13 protein-coding genes are annotated in these 17,343 nt (G+C 68.4%); 3 read left to right on the forward strand and 10 right to left on the reverse strand.

The features are described from left to right. Positions 1-285 precede the first annotated feature (285 nt). Entirely contained in the window at positions 286-1,452 is a 1,167-nt protein-coding gene (locus QCD75_RS18250; RefSeq protein ID WP_301230832.1) for a cation:proton antiporter domain-containing protein, read from the forward strand. 167 nt (positions 1,453-1,619) lie between these two features. On the opposite strand, the gene QCD75_RS18255 is transcribed toward QCD75_RS18250, so the two are convergent. The 6 genes from QCD75_RS18255 to QCD75_RS18280 form a co-directional block, all read right to left on the reverse strand. Beyond that, on the reverse strand, positions 1,620-2,573 hold the full coding sequence (locus tag QCD75_RS18255; RefSeq protein WP_301230834.1) for a type IV toxin-antitoxin system AbiEi family antitoxin domain-containing protein: 954 nt from the start codon (positions 2,571-2,573) through the stop codon (positions 1,620-1,622). Positions 2,574-3,234: 661 nt separating this feature from the next. Beyond that, positions 3,235-4,992 (reverse strand): 2-succinyl-5-enolpyruvyl-6-hydroxy-3-cyclohexene-1-carboxylic-acid synthase, encoded by a 1,758-nt coding sequence (gene menD, locus QCD75_RS18260; RefSeq protein WP_301230845.1) that lies wholly within the window; start codon positions 4,990-4,992, stop codon positions 3,235-3,237. 86 nt (positions 4,993-5,078) lie between these two features. Beyond that, on the reverse strand, positions 5,079-6,857 hold the full coding sequence (gene argS / locus QCD75_RS18265) for an arginine--tRNA ligase (protein ID WP_301230835.1): 1,779 nt from the start codon (positions 6,855-6,857) through the stop codon (positions 5,079-5,081). Positions 6,858-7,092: 235 nt separating this feature from the next. Beyond that, positions 7,093-8,847 (reverse strand): multicopper oxidase family protein, encoded by a 1,755-nt coding sequence (locus QCD75_RS18270; protein ID WP_301230836.1) that lies wholly within the window; start codon positions 8,845-8,847, stop codon positions 7,093-7,095. Between the two features lie 231 nt (positions 8,848-9,078). Further along, positions 9,079-11,163, reverse strand: a complete 2,085-nt coding sequence (locus tag QCD75_RS18275; protein WP_301230837.1) for a PhoX family protein — start codon at positions 11,161-11,163, stop codon at positions 9,079-9,081. 98 nt (positions 11,164-11,261) lie between these two features. After that, complete coding sequence (locus tag QCD75_RS18280; protein ID WP_301230838.1) at positions 11,262-11,747, reverse strand: MarR family winged helix-turn-helix transcriptional regulator; 486 nt, start codon at positions 11,745-11,747, stop codon at positions 11,262-11,264. 298 nt (positions 11,748-12,045) lie between these two features. Here QCD75_RS18280 and QCD75_RS18285 point away from each other — a divergent pair, with 298 nt between their 5' ends. Beyond that, positions 12,046-12,669: a hypothetical protein gene (locus QCD75_RS18285; RefSeq protein ID WP_301230839.1), complete on the forward strand. Its 624-nt coding sequence runs from the start codon at positions 12,046-12,048 to the stop codon at positions 12,667-12,669. A 4-nt stretch (positions 12,670-12,673) separates the two neighbouring features. Then, positions 12,674-14,434, forward strand: a complete 1,761-nt coding sequence (locus QCD75_RS18290; RefSeq protein WP_301230840.1) for a LamG-like jellyroll fold domain-containing protein — start codon at positions 12,674-12,676, stop codon at positions 14,432-14,434. 30 nt (positions 14,435-14,464) lie between these two features. Here QCD75_RS18290 and QCD75_RS18295 read toward each other — a convergent pair whose 3' ends face one another. The 4 genes from QCD75_RS18295 to QCD75_RS18310 form a co-directional block, all read right to left on the reverse strand. Continuing rightward, the gene (locus QCD75_RS18295) at positions 14,465-15,442 is read right to left on the reverse strand and encodes an o-succinylbenzoate synthase (protein ID WP_301230841.1); all 978 of its coding nucleotides are present in this window, start codon (positions 15,440-15,442) and stop codon (positions 14,465-14,467) included. Positions 15,443-15,505: 63 nt separating this feature from the next. Next, positions 15,506-15,661, reverse strand: a complete 156-nt coding sequence (locus QCD75_RS18300; protein ID WP_301230842.1) for a hypothetical protein — start codon at positions 15,659-15,661, stop codon at positions 15,506-15,508. Positions 15,662-15,664: 3 nt separating this feature from the next. Then, positions 15,665-16,438: a class E sortase gene (locus QCD75_RS18305; RefSeq protein ID WP_301230846.1), complete on the reverse strand. Its 774-nt coding sequence runs from the start codon at positions 16,436-16,438 to the stop codon at positions 15,665-15,667. A 44-nt stretch (positions 16,439-16,482) separates the two neighbouring features. Next, complete coding sequence (locus QCD75_RS18310; RefSeq protein WP_301230843.1) at positions 16,483-17,058, reverse strand: DUF6993 domain-containing protein; 576 nt, start codon at positions 17,056-17,058, stop codon at positions 16,483-16,485. Positions 17,059-17,343 lie beyond the last annotated feature (285 nt).

The raw sequence follows: 17,343 nt of genomic DNA on the forward strand, positions 1-17,343 counted from the left end.
CTCTTTCGTGGCGGATTCCGTCCGGCGATGCGCAAAAGCCCCGGCGCTACCGGAATTCGGTGGCACCGGGGCTTTTCCGTGTCATGCGGCAGGTTCCGCTTCGCCGTCCCCGCCACCGCCACCGCGAGCCTTGACCGCGCAATACGACGGGCACAGACTGGCACTGGCCGAGGCCGTGGGTCGGAGGATGTGTGCTGCCGGTACTTCCTGATCGCGGACGGGGTCGCCGGTTCCGCTCCTGAGTTCTGATGCACCCAAGTAGGCGGGTGAATGTGGATGATACCGATGCTTACGCTCGCATTTGCGGTGCTGCTGGTGTTGGGTGTTCTCATCTCCGAGCGGGCCAGTCGAACGGTTCTTTCCACTGCGGTGCTGTTCCTTCTCGGCGGCTTTGTCCTAGGCCAGGGCGTACTCGGAGTTGTCCCAATAACTCCCGCCGATCCTGTAGTCGGGGTTTTGGCCCAACTCGCTCTGTTCTCGGTCCTGTATACCGACGGCATGAAAGTGGGGTTGTCCGACATTCGCAGGGCGTGGCGTTTGCCCGGCCGGGCACTGCTGCTGGGGCTGCCGCTGACACTTCTTCTCACCGCACTGCTGGCCCATTACGTTGTGGGCCTCCCCTGGCTTCAGTGCTTCTTGCTTGGTGCTGTGCTGGCACCGACTGACCCGGTGTTCGCGGCCGCCATTGTGGGGCGCAAGGAAGTGCCGGGGCGCCTGCGCCACCTCCTCAATGTTGAGTCCGGGCTCAACGACGGACTGGCCCTGCCCGTAGTTCTTGTACTACTGGCCCTCGGTGGCGGGACCGATGTCGGCCTTGGGGTGTTAACCGAAGAAATCGTCCTGGGTCTGCTTATCGGTGTCTTGGTCCCGCTGATCGTCATCTGGCTGGAGCGGCTTCCCTTTTTGATGGCAACCAAAGGACTGCAACCGCTGGTGGCCGTATCCATTGGCCTGCTCGTACTTGCCATCTGCCTGGTGACCGGGGCCAACCTCTTCCTGGCTGCGTTCGCGGCCGGCATCACGGTGGCCACGGAAGGACCTGGCTTCCGGGAAGAATTCGAACAGTTCGGGGAGCTGGTGTCCGAACTGCTGAAGCTGGCGGCCATCCTGGTCTTTGGCGCCCTCATCACTCCCGAGTTCCTCTTCGGCGAGATCGCGTGGACGGGGTGGGTATTCGCCATCCTGGCCATCATCGTGGCGAGGCCATTGGCTCTGCTGGTTTCGTTCCTCGGTACCCGGCTGCCCGTCAAGGAGCAACTCGCGGCGATGTGGTTCGGTCCGAAGGGGTTCGCCTCCGTGGTCTACGGGCTGCTCGTCCTCGAATCAGGGATCGAACACTCCGATGAGCTTTTTCATCTGGTGGCCTTGGTCATTACGCTGTCCATCCTTGCCCATTCCTCGACTGATGTCCTTGTCGCGAAGCAATTCCAGGGCAGCCGTCCCGAGCCGTAGGTAACCAATCCGCCCCGGCTCTGGCTCCCTCCCGGCTCGTAACCCGCAGTGCGCTCCCTGTTTGATGTGCGGCGGATTTCGCCTGGCGATGCGCTTAAGCGCCGTCGCTACCGGAATTCGGCAGCGTCTGGGCTTTTTTGCGTCATGTGCGAAATTGAGCACCGCTGTCACTGCGCGGAGCGTGCACGACGGCGGGGCACGCCCGCCGCTGCCAGCTTCCTTTCGAGTTGTCCCGCTGCCATCAGATCGGCCCAAACCCAGCGAACCATGCCGTTTCCCAGTGCCCGGACCCGGTTCTCCCTCTCTTTTTCGTCAACGACGGTCTGCGAGACGGTCCGGCCCTTCAGGTATTCGGGCTTGACGTACTTTTCGGTGCCGTCAAATTCGCCGGCCACCCGCACCCTGTCCCAGTAGTAGTCCGTGTAGCCCACGAGTCCGGAATCGTCGCGAAATTCCGCCTGGAGTTCCGGCGCTTGGAACCCTGCCACCCACATGAGTGCCCGACTGTATGACTCCCCCGCAGAACCCGATCGAGGATCGGCAAACTCCACCGCGGCCCGGACCCGCCGCGCGGCGGCGGCGGTGTAATTGCCCTCAATTCCAGCCAGAAGGAGTTCCTTCGTGAGGGCCGGCAGCCGCTGTTCAGTGTCAGGTTTCAGCACGTGGTCCACGGGCACCACGGCTTCGGCGAAGGGCGTGAAGGCCGCGAGATCCAGCACGGTGCGAATTCTCCCGGTCACCAAAATCCCCTCCCGCCGCACGCACTTCAGCCCCGCCGGAGGAGCGTAGTGTCGCAGCACCCCTGCCCGGGACCGTCCGCCGTCGTTCTGAAGGGTCAGGGCATGGATGGGGTGACGGAGCCCGATTGTCGGAATTCTCCAGACAGAGGCAGCGGAATGCCGGGCAAAGATCGTCCGGGCAACAAAGGTCTCCGCGGCGGCACCGACGCGGACCCGGTACTGGTCCCAAGGTGTCAGGGCTCGCCAGACGCCGCCGTCGACGTAGACACCCTGCCGCAACCGCACCAGCGCGCCCGAACGGCAGCGCCGCGCCAACTCCTTGGCAGTCAGCCCATGCTGGATGTGCTCGCGGGTGAGGATCAACCTCGGCAGTTCGGTCATGCCACGAAGATCCCATCCCGTCAGCGGCCACACCATGCCGCGGCACAGCCATGTGGACAACTGATACGCTTCCCGTCATTCGCGGCGCATCGCGTTCGTCGATGCGGTTCGCGTTCGTCGATGCGCTTCCTGGTGTGCGCGGCGCAAAAGCCCTGACGCGGCGGGCATTCGGGCGCGCAGGGTATATGGCGAGTCACCAAGCTGGCAGCGCATCGCCGGGCACGTCGCGAGTCGCTGGACCCGAAGCGCGTCGCAGGCCCCGTAGCGTGCCGCGTCCGGCCCTGGGCGCCCGTAACTTCTCGTCGTGCGACGCGGCTCCCGGTGTGCGCGGCGCAAAAGCCCTGACGCGGCGGGTATTCGGGCGCGCAGGGTATATGGCGGGTCACCAAGCTGGCAGCGCATCGCCGGGCACGTCGCGAGTCGCTGGACCCGAAGCGCGTCGCAGGCCCCGTAGCGTGCCCCGTCCGGCCCTGGGCGCCCGTTACTTCTCGTCGTGCGACGCGGCTCCCGGTGTGCGCGGCGCAAAAGCCCTGACGCGGCGGGTATTCGGGCGCGCAGGGTATTTGGCGAGTCACCAGTCGCGAAGCGTGTCGCGGGTGGCTGCCGGTGATTCCGGATCCGCGTCGCCCTCGTCCGAAACCGCAGCGGAAGCGCGCCGCGCCTACTCCGCCGCGAGCACCCCGGCCACGGCGGAGCCCACTGCGGCGCGGATGCGTGCGTGCAGTTCCCGCAGCCCGTGCCGGTCCGTGCGCACCTCGAGGATGCTGCGCCCCTCCACCGGACGGGACAGCGCCGCGGCGAGCTCCGCCGTCGTGCTGACCGAGCGGTGCGCGATGCCGTAGGCCGCCGCGAGTGCCGCGAGGTCCACGCTGTGCGGGGTGCCGAAGAGGCGTTCGACGGCGGTCCCGTAGCGGCCCGCGGCCTCGACCGCGCCGTGTTCGAGCAGCCCGAAGATGGCACCGCCGGCGTCGTTGAGGACCACGATCCGCAGGTTGGGCTCCTCTTCCCCGGCGCCGAGCAGCAGGCCGCCGGCGTCGTGCAGGAAGGTGACGTCGCCCAGCAGCACCGTGGTTTCTTGCCGGCCGCCCAGCGCGATTCCGGTGGCCGTGGCCAGGGTCCCGTCGATGCCGGCTAGGCCGCGGTTGGCGAAGACCGTTGCGCCCGGCTCGGCGGCAGGCGCGCCGGCGAGGTCGACGTCCCGGATGCCGTTGGAGGAGCCGAGCACGAGCTGGCCGCGGGTGTGCTCCCAGACCAGGGCGCCGACGGCGGGCCCGGTGGCCGCGGCGGGCCCGGTGGCCGCGGCGGGCCCGGTGGCCGCGGAGCCGGACAGGGCCAGGTCGAGGGCGTGCTGCGCGGCGGCCCCGGCCAGGAGCCAGGCATCCAGCCAGGCCGCGGAGCCCCGGCCGGCGAAGTCGGCGAGGTCCGCCAGGTTGTGGAGCGGCAGTTCGGTGCGGCGGCCGGGCTCGTACCAGGCCACGGGAACCGGCTGGTACAGGGCGGAGGGGACGTCGGCGCGGGCCAGCAGGGCGCTCACCGGCCGGGAGAGTGTGGGCCGGCCGAACAGCACCACACGCTCGATCGGCTGGGCGGACTCCGGGCCGAAGTCGGCGAGCAGGAGCCGGTAGGGCCCCACCGCGTTGGGCCCGAACCGGGCGTTGGAGGACGGCTCGGCGAGCAGCGGCAGCCCGTGGGCACGGGCGAAGGCTTCGGCGACCGGGCCGGCGTCGTGCCCGGCCAGCACCACGGTGCGACGTTCCGGCAGGGCCTCGGAGGCCGGCGGGAAATCCAGGGCCAGCGGGCCGCGGGGCGCACGGTACACCCGGCGGCCGGACTCGGGCGGGAGCCTGTCACCCGGGGCGGGAACCAGCGGGTCGCGGAAGGCCAGATTGAGCTGGACGGGCCCGGGCGGGGTGTCCTCGAACGCCCCGGTGGCGGCGCTGAGCGCGGTCTCGACGGCGCGCCGCGGGTCGCGGCCGGCGGGCACATCGGCGGCGAAACGGACATGCTCACCGAACAGATCCAGCTGCATGGTGGTCTGGTTGGCGCCGGTCCCGCGCAGTTCCTCGGGGCGGTCGGCCGAGATCACCACGATCGGGACGGCAGCGTGGTTGGCCTCCATCACGGCCGGCAGGAGATTGCCGACGGCGGTCCCGGAGGTGGTCAGGACGGCGGCGGGCGCCCCGGTGGCCAGGGCCAGGCCCAGGGCGGTGAAGCCGGCGTCGCGCTCATCGATCCGGACCAGCAACTCGACCCGTCCCGCGGCGTCGGCCTCGGCCAGGGCATAGGCCATCGGGGCGGACCGGGAGCCGGGTGCCACCACCACGTAGCGGACCCCTTCCAGCAGCAGGGCGGCGACGGCGATCCGTGCGGCGTCGAGCGCGGTCAGCCCGTCCCCGTCCGGCGCACCCGACGCCGGCACGCCCGATCGGGCGCCTTCCGTCCCCGTGCCCTCCGCGTCCGGGCCGTCAGCCTCGGGGCCCTCAGGGTACGTGCCTCGCCGGGAGCTCACATGTTCTCCGGCGTCTCGATGCCGAGCAGGTCCAGGCCCTCGGACAGCCGGCGCAGCACCAGCGCGCACAGGTCGAGCCGCGATTCCCGGACCGAGTCCTCGGATTTCAGCACCGGGCACTGGTCGTAGAAGGTCGTGAACAGCTGGGCGAGTTCGAACAGGTACGTGCACAGCCGGTGCGGCTCCAGCGACTCGCGCACCTTGTGCAGCGTCGCGCCGAATTCGAGCAGGTGCAGGGCCAGCGCGCGTTCTGCGGGCTCGACGACGGCGATCGGCGTCGCCGGCGTGCCGCCGTCGCTGTCGGTCCCGGCCGTCTCAATTCCGGCGGCTTCGAGGGCGGTGTACCGCTCCAGTACGCCGGCCTTGCGCAAAATGGAGCGGATCCGGGCGGCGGCGTACTGCACGTAAGGCCCCGTGTTCCCGCTCAGGGCCAGCATCCGGTCGAAGTCGAAGACGTATTCGGTGTCGTGCCCCACGGAGAGGTCGGCGTACTTGACCGCGCCGATGCCCACCTGCCGGGCGGTCACGGCGCGTTCGGACTCGGTGAGCTCGGGCCGGCTGGCGTCGATGACGGCGCGGGCGCGGTCCACGGCCTCCTCCAGCAGGGCCATCAGCTTGACCGGGGCGCCGGAGCGGGACTTCAGGATCTTCCCGTCCTCCCCCAGCACGTTGCCGATCTGCACGTGCACGGCCTCGACCGTGTCCGGCAGCCAGCCGGCGTCGCGGGCCGTGGCCATGACCATGCGCAGGTGCATGTTCTGCGGGGCGCCCACAACGTACAGGACGCGGTTGGCCTCAAGCTCGCGGACCCGGTAGCGGATGGTGGCGAGGTCCGTCGTGCCGTAACCGTAGCCGCCGTCGGACTTGCGGATGATCAGCGGCATCGGCTGGCCGTCGCGGCCGCTGAAGCCGGCCGGGAAGGTGCACAGGGCGCCGTCGCTGATGCGGGCGAGGCCGCGCTCCTCGAGTTCCTGGCACAGCTGTGCCAGATGGGCGTCGTAGGAGCTTTCGCCGGCGATGTGGTCATCGGTCAGGCTGATGCCCAGCACCGAGTAGATGGCATTGAAGTAGCGTTTGGACTGGGCGACGAGCCGCTGCCAGACCGCGAAGGTTTCCTGGTCGCCGCTCTGCAGCGCCACCACCCGTTGCCGTGCGCGGGTGGCGAAGCCGTCCTCGTCGGTGGCGGAGGCGTCGAACTTGGCGCGGGCGGCCTGGTAGAAGGCGCTGGGGTCATCGACCAGCAGCGCCGCCTCCGGGGAGTCCTCGCCGATTTCCAGCCAGTGCTCGATCAGCATGCCGAACGGGGTCCCCCAGTCGCCGATGTGGTTCTGCCGGATGACGGTGTCACCGAGCGATTCGAGGACCTTGACGATGCTGTCGCCCACCACCGTGGTGCGCAGGTGCCCGACGTGCATTTCCTTGGCGACGTTCGGGGAGGAATAGTCGACGACGACGCGCTGGGCGTCCGCCGCCGGCACGCCCGGGGTGCCGTGGGACTCGGTGTTGAGCAGCTCCTCGATCCAGGTCCCGTCGAAGGTGAGGTTGATGAAGCCGGGTCCGGAGATCTCGACCCCGGTGCAGATCCCGTCCAGGTCCAGGGCCTCGACAATCCGGGCGGCGGCGTCCCGCGGCGGCAGCCCGACCTTCTTGGCCAGTGCCATGGCGGCGTTGATCTGGATGTCCGCGAACTGCGAGGGCCGGACCACGGGATCGGTCTCGCGGAACTCTTCGCCGAACGCGCTGGCAATTGCTGCCTGGACTCTGGGGACAACCATTTCGGCGGGATTATTCACACTGTTCAAATTATCAGTTCCGCCCCGCCCCGGGCTCCCCCGCCCCTCCGCCCCACGAAACAACGCGGGGTCAGATTCCGCCCATAACGGCCCCCAACATGGGCCGGATGTGACCCCGCGTTGCTATGAGAGGGACCCCGGGCTGTGAGAAGCCACACCTGCGGGACGGTCCGGGGAGGGTTTCCCCGTTGACGCACGTCACCCCGGCGGCGCGCGGCTAGGCGGTGATGACGTAGCGCTGCATCATGTCGTTGTCCTCATGCTCGAGGATGTGGCAGTGCCATACGTAGCGCCCGGTGAACGAGGCCTGGAAGGCGGTCACGGAGCCGCCCGCGTTGGCGCCGAAGGGCACAACGATCCGGGTGACCTCCCCCGGCATGGCCACGACGGTGTCCTTCCACCCCCGTTCATTGGCGGGGGGTGCCTGCGGGGCGCCCTGCAGGAACGCGGCCGCGGGCGGGGGGAACGAGCCGGTGTTGGGCGCCAAAGGTTGCGGCCCGTAATTTGCGGCCAGGTAGCGCGCCGAGTCGAACTTCTGCCTGTTGAGCACCTGGAACTGGGTGAAGTGCAGGTGGATAGGGTGGGCGTCGACGGTGGTGTTGACCAGCTCCCACTGTTCAAGGGTGTTCGTGCCGACTGTTGTGGTCGCTCCCGCGACGTCAAAGTTCCTGTTATTCAGCAGCACCATGAGCGGAGAGCCCAACGCGTTGAGGTTTTCGACCAGCGTCATGGTTCGGACCGCCGTAACAGGCCGGGCCGTGGTGGCCAGCGGAGTGATGGGCGCGGCGCGGAGAGTTGCAGGCAGCGGTGCTGTCCACCCGGTTGCACTTGTCACCGTGAACTGCATGATCTGTGGAAGGGGCGAGCCGCCCCGCTTGACCGCGCGCGGACCCCCAGGGAACGGCACGCGGGCGTTGTTAGTGAGAAGGACCTTGGCGCCTGGCTTCAGTCCGGCGAAGTCGATCACGACGTCGGCCCGTTCACCCGGGCCGAGCAACAGTGTGTTGAGGGGAACGGGAGCATTCAGCAGGCCACCATCCGAGCCGATCTGGAAGAACCTGTTGGCAGGGCCGGCGGACTTGAGGCTGAGATTGTAGAACCGGGCATTCGACCCGTTGTATACGCGGAACCGGTACTTGCCCCGGTCGACGTTGAGGTTCGGCCACGCCTTGCCGTTGACCGTTGCGACGTCGCCGAAGAATTCGGGCGCCCATGGCCGGCCAGTTGTCCCAGGATTGGCGTTGGCCGGGTAGAAGAAGGTGCCGTCGCTGTTGAACATACGATCCTGGATTACCAGCGGCTGCTCGAACGGGGCAGGGGGCAGGCCCGTGGTGCCGTCGCCGGGGTCATCGCCGTTGCGAACCACATAACCGCCGGCAAGTCCCGCGAACACGTTCAGCCGGGTGATCCCCAGGGCGTGGTCGTGATACCAGAGGCCGGCGGCCTCCTGCGTGTTCCCGTAGTGGTAGGTCTTCGATGCGCCATTTGCGAAGGTGTCGGTTGGGTCGCCGTCGTTGCCCGGGCTGGTGTTCCCACCGTGCAGGTGTACGGAGGCTCTTGGGGCGGTGGCGTCGGCGGCAACGGCGCCGTCGACGCCGTAGTCGATGGCGGAAGCCAGCGGGTGCGCGCCGAGACTATTTACCACTGTCAGGTCGAACGGAACACCCTGCTTCGCCACGATGACGGGGCCGAGGTAGTTCTGCGAGACGGTACCGCCCCGGTAGGCAAACGTCGGTGTCGCAGTCATCGCACTGTGGAATTGATGAGTTGCATTGACCATCTCGATGGTTGCGCTGCCGCCGCCCGTGGCATCAATGACGCCCAGTTCCGCCAGCGTCGGCAGTTGCTCGGTGAAGGGGGTCACCCCCGCTGGAACGGCCGCAGAGGCTGTGGACGTGATGACCGGCGCCAATATCAATCCTGCGCCGGCCGCCGCGCCAGCCTCGAACAGAGTTCGTCTTGAAATTTCCATATCAGACACTCCCCCACCTAGTCCTCATACCTGAATGAGTCGAAGGTTACGGACAGAACCGCGTTGCCGCAGGAGTAGCATTCACGCGTGTTTGGACAGACCCACACTTGGTTCGTCTCCGGAAATCACCTGCGGGCCACCACACCCCAGTCGTCCCAAGAAGCAACGCGGGGTCAGATATCGCCCGTCCCGGGCCCCAACATGGGCCGGATCTGACCCCGCGTTGCTGGGTTAGTCGTCGGCGCGGAAGACCTGGACTACTGCCGGGCGGGGGGCGCGGACCTTGCCCCGGGCCGGCGTCGAGCCTGCCGGGACGTAGTCCGGGAAGAAGGAATGCTGGTCCGCGAAGGAACCCTCCTCGCCCGGGTGCTGCACGGAGACGAACACGGTGCGTTCCTCGTCGTGGACGATCGGCCCGCAGGTCTCGGCCTCGCGCGGGACGGCGAGGAACTGCTCCACGCGGCCCCGTTCGGCGCCGTCGAGGGTGACCTTGAACAGCCCGTCGGCCTTGCCGATACCGGAGGGAGCGCCGTCGGTGGAGATCCAGAGGTTCCCCACCGAGTCGAACGCGAGGTTGTCCGGGCAGGAGATGGGTGAGACCTTCTCCGCCGGGAAGCCGGAGAAGTAGGTCACGTCCCCGGTGGAGGGATCGCCGCAGACCATCAGCAGGTTCCAGCTGAACGCCGTTGAGGTCTGGTCCCCGGTCTCGGTGATTTCCACGATGTGGCCGTCGCGGTTTTCGTTGCGCGGGTTGACCTCCGTGGCGCCTTCCTTGCCGATCTTGCCGCGGTCGGAGTTGTTGGTGCAGGCGACGTAGACCTTGCCGGTGAGCAGGCTGGGCTGGACGTCCTCGCAGCGGTCCATCTTGGTCGGGCCCACCTTGTCCGCGGCCAGGCGGGTGTAGACCAGCACCTCCTCGACGGACATCCCGGGAACCAGAGACTTCCCGCCGACCACGAGGGGCAGCCATTCCCCGGTGCCGTCGAAGCCGCCGTCCGACGGCACTGCGCCGGTCCCGGTGATCTCGGCGGCCGGGGAGTTGCCGGCGAACCGGGCCACGTAGAGATCGCCCTCGGTGAGCAGCGTCATGTTGTGCTTCCGGTCGCCCTCCACGTATTTCGCGGCCGAAACGAACTTGTAGAGATAGTCGAAGCGCTCGTCGTCGCCCATGTACGCGACCACATGGCCGGACTCGGCGACGATCAGGTTGGCGCCCTCGTGCTTGAACCGGCCCAGGGCGGAGTGCTTCTTCGGCGTGGAGGTGGGGTCGAAGGGGTCCACTTCCACGATCCAGCCGAAGCGGTTGGTTTCGTTTTCGTAGCCGGGATTCCGGGCGTCGAAACGCGGGTCATCGAGTTCCCACTGCCGGGCGGTCGGTTTGCTGGTGAGCCCGTACCGCTTGTCGGCGGCCGAGGTGCCGGGCGCCACGAAGTACCCGTTGAAGTTCTCCTCGCCGGAGAGGATGGTGCCCCAGGGGGTGGTGCCACCGGAGCAGTTGCCCAGCGTGCCGAGGATGGTGCGGCCGGCCGGGTCCGCCGTCGTGCGCACCAGCGGCGAGCCGGCCACCGGGCCGGTGAGCTGGTAGGCGGTGTTGTTGAGGTAGCGGCGGTTGAGCTTCGCGCCCTTGACGTAGGACCACGGCTTGTTCTTGTTCTTGCGCTCCAGCTCGACGACGGTGAGCCCGTGTGCGGCGGCGCCGATCGCGCGGACGTCGGCGGCGGCCATCGTGGCCGGGAACATGATGCTCTCGTTGGTGTATTCGTGGTTGGCGAAGAGCAGCGCGCGGCGGCCCTTGCTGCCCGGGACCTCGAGGATGTCCGAGTAGTCGTTGTTGTAGCCGAACTGCCGCGCCTGGGCCGCCGCGGTCTGGTTGCCGAGGCTGAACTCCGGGGCGTCATTGAAGATCGGGTCACCCCAGCGGATCACCGGCTGCCAGGTGAAGCCTGCCGGCACCGTGAGGGCGTCGACGGCGGAATCCACCGGGGCGATCGCGGTGAACTTGAGCTTGGAGGTGCCGTAGCCGTTCTTGGCTGCCGCGGAAAGTCCGGGGCCGCCGTCGGCCACTGCGGACTCGGGCGAGGCCAGGGCGCCGCCGAACGCGACGGCGAGGGCACCGGCGGCGCCGAACCCCAGGGCGGCGCGGCGGGACATGGTGGCGGAGGCGATGTCGCGGAAGTAGCTGTTCGAGCTGGTGTTGCAGACCTCGCCGCTGCAGGCGTTGTCGCATTTAAGCGCGCAGGTGACGGCGCTTCGCTTGCCTTTGGTGTGGCCGAGCATCGGGAGCAGGGAGAATTTGCGTCCGGAAGAGACAGACATGGAGAGACCTTCCACGGGTGGATTGGGGGCCTCCCCACCGTTCCAGCCTTGGACTACTCGCAGCGGTCCTCCGGGTGAAGTTGCGGTGAACTCCCGGGTTAGCTCGGCGACTGCTCCGGCGCGCTTGCGGCGGCCAGCAGCCGCTGCCCGATTCCTTCAAGGAAGCTGGCGACGTCGGAAATGCGGTCTGCCGACGATCCCTCGAGAACTGCCGCGGCAGCTTCAGCGAAGTGCTCCGTGGCCCACTGCATCGCGTGGGTGCCGGCCGGACTCAGCTGCAAGAGCACACTGCGCCGGTCCGTGGGGTGGGGCTTGCGCAACATAAAGCCCTTGGATTCCAGGCGGTCCACCATGGCGGTCACGGATCCCGTGGTGATGTTGAGCAGACTCCCGAGGGCTTTCGGCGTCATGCCGTCGACTTCGCCCACAAAGGCCATCGCGTTGATGTCGATGGTGCCGATGCCCAGCTTCTCGGCCAGCCGGATCCGCAGGGCATACGTCCCCACGTCCACCCGACGCAGTCCCTGCGTGATGCGCAGCAGCGCGTCCTTGTCACCCGATGAGCCCTCCGATTGGTCTGCCATGTCTAGCTCCTTGTCCTTGTCCTCGCGCCCAGGTATGTGCGGGCTGTCCATCATAGGCGCCACGCCCTAACAGTGCTGTGAATCAACTTTAAACTTGCTTCTCAATCTACTTTACTCTCAAGCCACTTTGCCGGAAACCCTTTGAAACCGGGGTTTTCTAGCCAAAAAACTAGAGGGAATATTCGTTAGCTTGATTTTCAAGTTAAGTGTGTATAGGTTTATTTCTGCAGGCTCCACTCAGGGAGCCGGCGCTAGGTCTCAGCCGGGCGCAGTCCCACTTCCTCCCCAGGAGCTTCTCATGGCACAGATTTCCGCACGTACGGCCAAATGGGCCAAATGGTCCGTCGTCCCCGCAGCGCTCCTGATCAGCGGCGTCGCCGTCTCCCAGGCTTCCTACTCCGCGTTCAGCAGCACGGTGGCAAGCCCCGCGAGCAACTGGACGGCAGGTACGGTCAAGATCGAGAGCGGCGCAATCAATGGCAATGGCGCCACCGGCGGGACTGCGATGTTCACCGCAACGGGCATGAAGCCCGGTTCCACCGGTTCCAAGTGCATCACCGTGACCTCCAGTGGCTCCCTGGCCTCCGCAGTCAAGCTCTACGCCACCGACGCTAAGACCGCCAATGAGTTCGGCGCCAACGTCGACCTCGTCATCACCGAAGGCACCGCGCCCGTCGAGAACTCCTGCAAGGATTTCACCGCACTGACCCCCGCAGCAGCCCCGTACATCGGCACACTCGCGGATTTTGGCGCAAAAAACACCAGCTTCGGGACGGGCTTCGGCACTTGGACCCCTGCTGGCAACGGGAAGACCGAAACCCGCGGTTACATGATCACCTACACGATGAAGACCGGGGCCCCGAACACCACCCAGGGTGGCACGGCGTCCATGGGCTTCACCTGGGAAGCACAGAACAGCTAATCCGATGCCCGGACCCAGCCGACTACCCGCGACGTCCGGGCACCGTGCTGCCCGGACGTCCCGCGGTCAGGCCGGCGGGACCCGGGACAGCAACACCATCCGCAGGTCCGGCCTCAGGCACCTCAGGGTGAACGCGGCGGCCCGCCGTGACCAGAACCCCGCAGCCACAGACTCTGCAACCCGGTTGGACGCCGATGGCGCCGGCTCCGCCGTAGAGCTTCACGACGGCGGCCCGGAGTCCGCCGGCATGGGAGCAGCGCGGCTGGTCGGGTCCGTCGTGGCACGCGCGGTCCTGTTCGCCATGCTCGGAATGCTGGCGTGGGGCCTGCTGCCCTTCGCGCTGGGATGGACACCCACCACGGTCATGACCGGGTCCATGGAGCCCCGGATCTCTGCCGGCGACGTGGTGGTCAGCCGGCCGGTCCCCGCCGGAACGGCCTCTCCGGGCCACATCCTGCTCGTGGATGACCCGGACCATGCCGGCAAGCTGCGCCTGCACCGCTATGTGGAGGACGCCCCTGATGGGGGCCTCATCCTGCGCGGCGACGCGAACCAGTCCAACGATTCCTCCCCGGTCGCGCCGGACGCAGTGCACGGTGTCGCCGTGCTTCGGGTACCTTTCGTAGGCCTTCCCATGGTCTGGCTCGCCGAAAAGAACTGGGGCAATCTCGCCTCCGTGTTCGTTGCGGTCTCCGCCCTGACCATGGCCGCGGCCGCCGGGTCCAGTGCAGCTTCCAGCGCGGCTTCCAGGGGCCAGAGCCCCGTCAAGACCGGGCCGACGCGCGGCCGGCAGCCTCGTACCGGCCGCCCAGCCATCCGCAGGCGGGTCGGGAGTACCGCACGCCCAGCCACCCGCCGGCATCTCCGGCGGACTGCGCGGAGGGCCCAGACCACCAGGGTGCTCCTGAGCCTGGCCTCGCTTCCCGTCCTGGTGACGCCGGGACTGTTCATGGCGGCGCCGTCACATGCAGCCTTTTCAGCCGCCGCGCCCACCCAGGCCAGCAGCTTTTCGGCGCTGAGCAGCTACCCGTGTTTCTCCGCCGCCCGGCCGGACAGCCCCTACCTGTTCTATGCCTTCAATGAGGTCTCCGGTGCCGCCGTTGACGCCTCCGTGATCGGTCGAAACGGGACTCTGCAGGGAACAGCGTCCCGCGTGGGGGGATCGTGCGCTGCCGACGACAGCCCCGCCCTTCGTCTTGACGGGTCAACTAGCTACGTCAGCACCCCGACACGTCTTGGCAGTGCCCCGAACTCCTTTACCCTGGAAATCTGGTTCAAGACGGAGACCACCAAGGGCGGCCGGCTCTTGGGGCTGGGGAACGCTCAGACGGGCGCTTCCAGCGTCACTGACCGGCAGCTCTACATGACCAACACGGGGGCCATTAACTTTGGCGTCGGCCCGGTCAATCGCGACGGCCTGTCCGTCATTACCAGCCGCGGCGGCTACAACGACGGGGCATGGCACCAGGCTACCGTTACGATGTCGCAGTCCTGGGGCTACGACCGTTCGACCGGTGGAATCGTGCTGCCCGGGATCACCCTCTTCATCGACGGACAGCTGGTCGACTACGACCTCGGCGCAACATCGGGTCCAACTTACGCCGGGTACTGGCGGATCGGCTACGACACCATGAACACCAGTGCGGTCACCTGGCCCGGCGCCCCCACCAACCGGTCCTTCGATGGCACCATCGACAATGCCGCCGTCTACAGCGATACCCTTGATTCCGCGCAGATCCGGGCCCACCAAGCCGCTGGCCGGTAGGGCTGAAATAGCGGCGAAACCCGCCGGCTCCTAACCGGCAGCCAGCACCGCGTGGACCCGGCGCAGGCGCTCCAGCCACCACTCGCGGCGCTCCGGCGCGGCCGCGTATTCGTCCAGCAGGCCCGGATCGGCGGCGACGTCGCGGACCCGGATGGCGCCGTCGTCGGGCACGAGGGAATCCCTGGTGACGTCGGCGGCGAGCAGGGACACGGTGCCCAGCCCGCAGGCGTACGGCAGTTCGGGCAGCGCGGCGGCGAGCGCCAGTCCGGCACGGATTCCCACGGACGTGTCCAGCGCGGAGCTGACGACGGCGGGCAGCCCGGCCTGCGCCACGATGTCCAGGGCGCGCCGCACTCCCCCGAGCGGCGCCACCTTCACCACGATCAGGTCCGCGGCGCCGGCGCGGGCCACCTTGAGCGGGTCGTCCTCCTTGCGCACGCTTTCGTCCGCGGCGATCAGCACCGGGGTGCCGGCGGCGCGCAGCCGGCGGCGGACCTCGGCGAGGCCGGCGATGTCCGGGACCGGCTGTTCGGCGTATTCGAGCCCGACGGCGGAGAGCCGGGTCAGCGCCTCGACGGCGGTCAGGACGTCCCAGCCGCCGTTCGCGTCCACCCGGATCGCGGCGTCCGGGAGCGCCTCGCGGACCGCGGCGACCCGGGCGGCGTCGTCGTCGAGGCTCTGGCCGGGCTCGGCCACCTTGATTTTGACGGCGTCCACCCGGCCGAAACGGGCCAGGATTTCCGGGACCCGGTCCGCGGCGACCGCGGGGACCGTGGCGTTGACCGGGATCACCGTCCGCAGCGGCTCCGGGAACCCCTGCCAGCCGGCCTCGAGCGCGGCGGCGAGCCAGCGGGAGGCTTCCGGGTCGCCGTACTCCGGGAAGGGGCAGAACTCGCCCCACCCCAGCGGGCCGTCCAGCAGCAGGGCCTCGCGCTGGAGGATGCCGCGGAACTTCACCCGCATCGGCAGGCTCACCACGTGCGCGCCGGCGAGGAGCTCCTCCAACAAGGGAAGCGCAGGAGGCGGGGCCGGCGGCGGCCCGGACGGCGGCGGCTGGCTCGCGGGCACCGGCTAGCCGACCGTCGCGTCGGTCAGGTGCGTGAAGTCAGCAAGCCACGGAAAAACGACGTCGACCAGCAGAAGCAGCACTCCCGCGAGGATCACCGCCGAGAAGAGGACCCGCAGCCAGAGCGGCCCGGGAAGGTGCTGAAAAAGCCAAAGGTACATTGTCTAGCCCTTCCCCTGCAGTGCGGCGAGTTGCTTCGCGATGGGCGCCGGGGGCCCTGCGCCGAGCGGCTGCCATGAATCGAAAGCCGAGTAGGCAATGATGCGTTCCTCGGACCCAAAGCGCGGATTGCAGCTGGTCATGGTCAGCAGCCGCTGTTCCGGCGCCACGCCGGGCTGCATCGGCACCGGCGCCAGCACGTCCGCCCGGTCCGGCAGGACAATTTCCTGGTTCCGGAACACGTAGGTGTAGAACCCGTCGGCAGTCTGGACATAGATTTTGTCCCCCGGCACCAGCATGTGGATGTTGTCCAGGACCGCGCCGTGCGTCTGGCGGTGGCCTGCCACCACAAAGTTCCCCACGGCCCCGGGCATCGCTGTTCCCGCATAGTGGCCCAGGCCAAGGGTGTCGATGACGTCGCTGCTGGTGCCCTCGATGACCGGCCGGCTGTAGTCGGCTCCGAAGCGGGGAATGTAGACGACGCCGATCGCCTTGCCGTGGGCCGGTGCGGTGCCGGCCGGCACGGCAGCCGGGTCCGCCGGCGCGGCGGGTTCCGCGGGCGCCGCGGCAGCGGGGGCGTTGGGGGCGGGCACCTGGTGCTCCTGCAGGAACTGCTTCACGGCAGCGCCCTGGGCAGCGTCGGCTTCCACGTTGGTCCACCACAGTTGCCAGGCGACGAAGAGCACAGCAATCACGCCGACGGTGATCAGCAGTTCGCCCGCGACCTGGACGGCCATCAGCGAGCGACGCCGGCGGGTGCGGTGGGTTTCCTGCGCCATCCCGGCGCGGCGGTTCGTTACCTTCGACATGCGACTCCTGTTGCCTACCGCTGGACGCTGCCAACAAAGCATCGCCCGTTCGGCAGAACCGGCAAGACTGACGTTTCCACAGTTCCGGACCGGATCTGCGCCATCACACATTCGTTGTTGCCCAGCACTCCGATGTCGACGGCGTCGGCGGCCAGCCCGGTGGGGGTTTTGGACGCTGAAACTTCGACGGCGGCCGGGGCGAACCCCGCTGCGGAGAGGCTGGCGCGCACCTGCTCCCGGCTCGGCTGCGGTGTGGCAGCGGCCAGTGCCTGCAGCGCCGCGTTCACGGCGTCGGACACTCCGGAAGGTGCGGTGCTTGCGGCAGCGGAGGGGGACGCCCCGGCCGCTGCCGGGGAAGGGGAAACCGGCGCCGGCCCCGACGCTGCGGGCGCCGGCGCCGCGCTCACGGAGCCGGCCGGGCTGGCGGGGCTGGCAGATCCGGCCGGGGAAGACACCGTCGGAGCGGGGGCCGAGCACGCAGCCACACCCAGCAGCAGGGGCAGCGCCAGCGCAACGAGCCCCACGTACGGGAGACCGCCGGACCGACGGCCGCGGAGGCGGCGGGCACGGGCGGGGGCGGGGGAAGTCACCGGAACATCCTCCCATACGGGGATGGGCATGCCCTCCCGCGGCGTGGCCACCGCGGGAGGACATGCCCAGCCAACGCGTCCATCAGTGGACATAACGGGACTATGTCCACTGGTGGCTGCAAGAGCGGGCATGTCCCACCGTGCGGCGTGGCCAACGCGGCGGGCATGCCCAGCCAACGCGCCCATCAATGGACATAACGGGACTATGTCCGCTCGTTGCTGCAAGAGCGGGGCATGTCCCACCGTGCGGCGTGGCCAACGCGGCGGGCATGCCCAGCCAACGCG

The sequence above is a fragment of the Arthrobacter sp. PsM3 genome (genome assembly GCF_030433895.1).
In the GTDB taxonomy this organism is placed as follows: domain Bacteria; phylum Actinomycetota; class Actinomycetes; order Actinomycetales; family Micrococcaceae; genus Arthrobacter.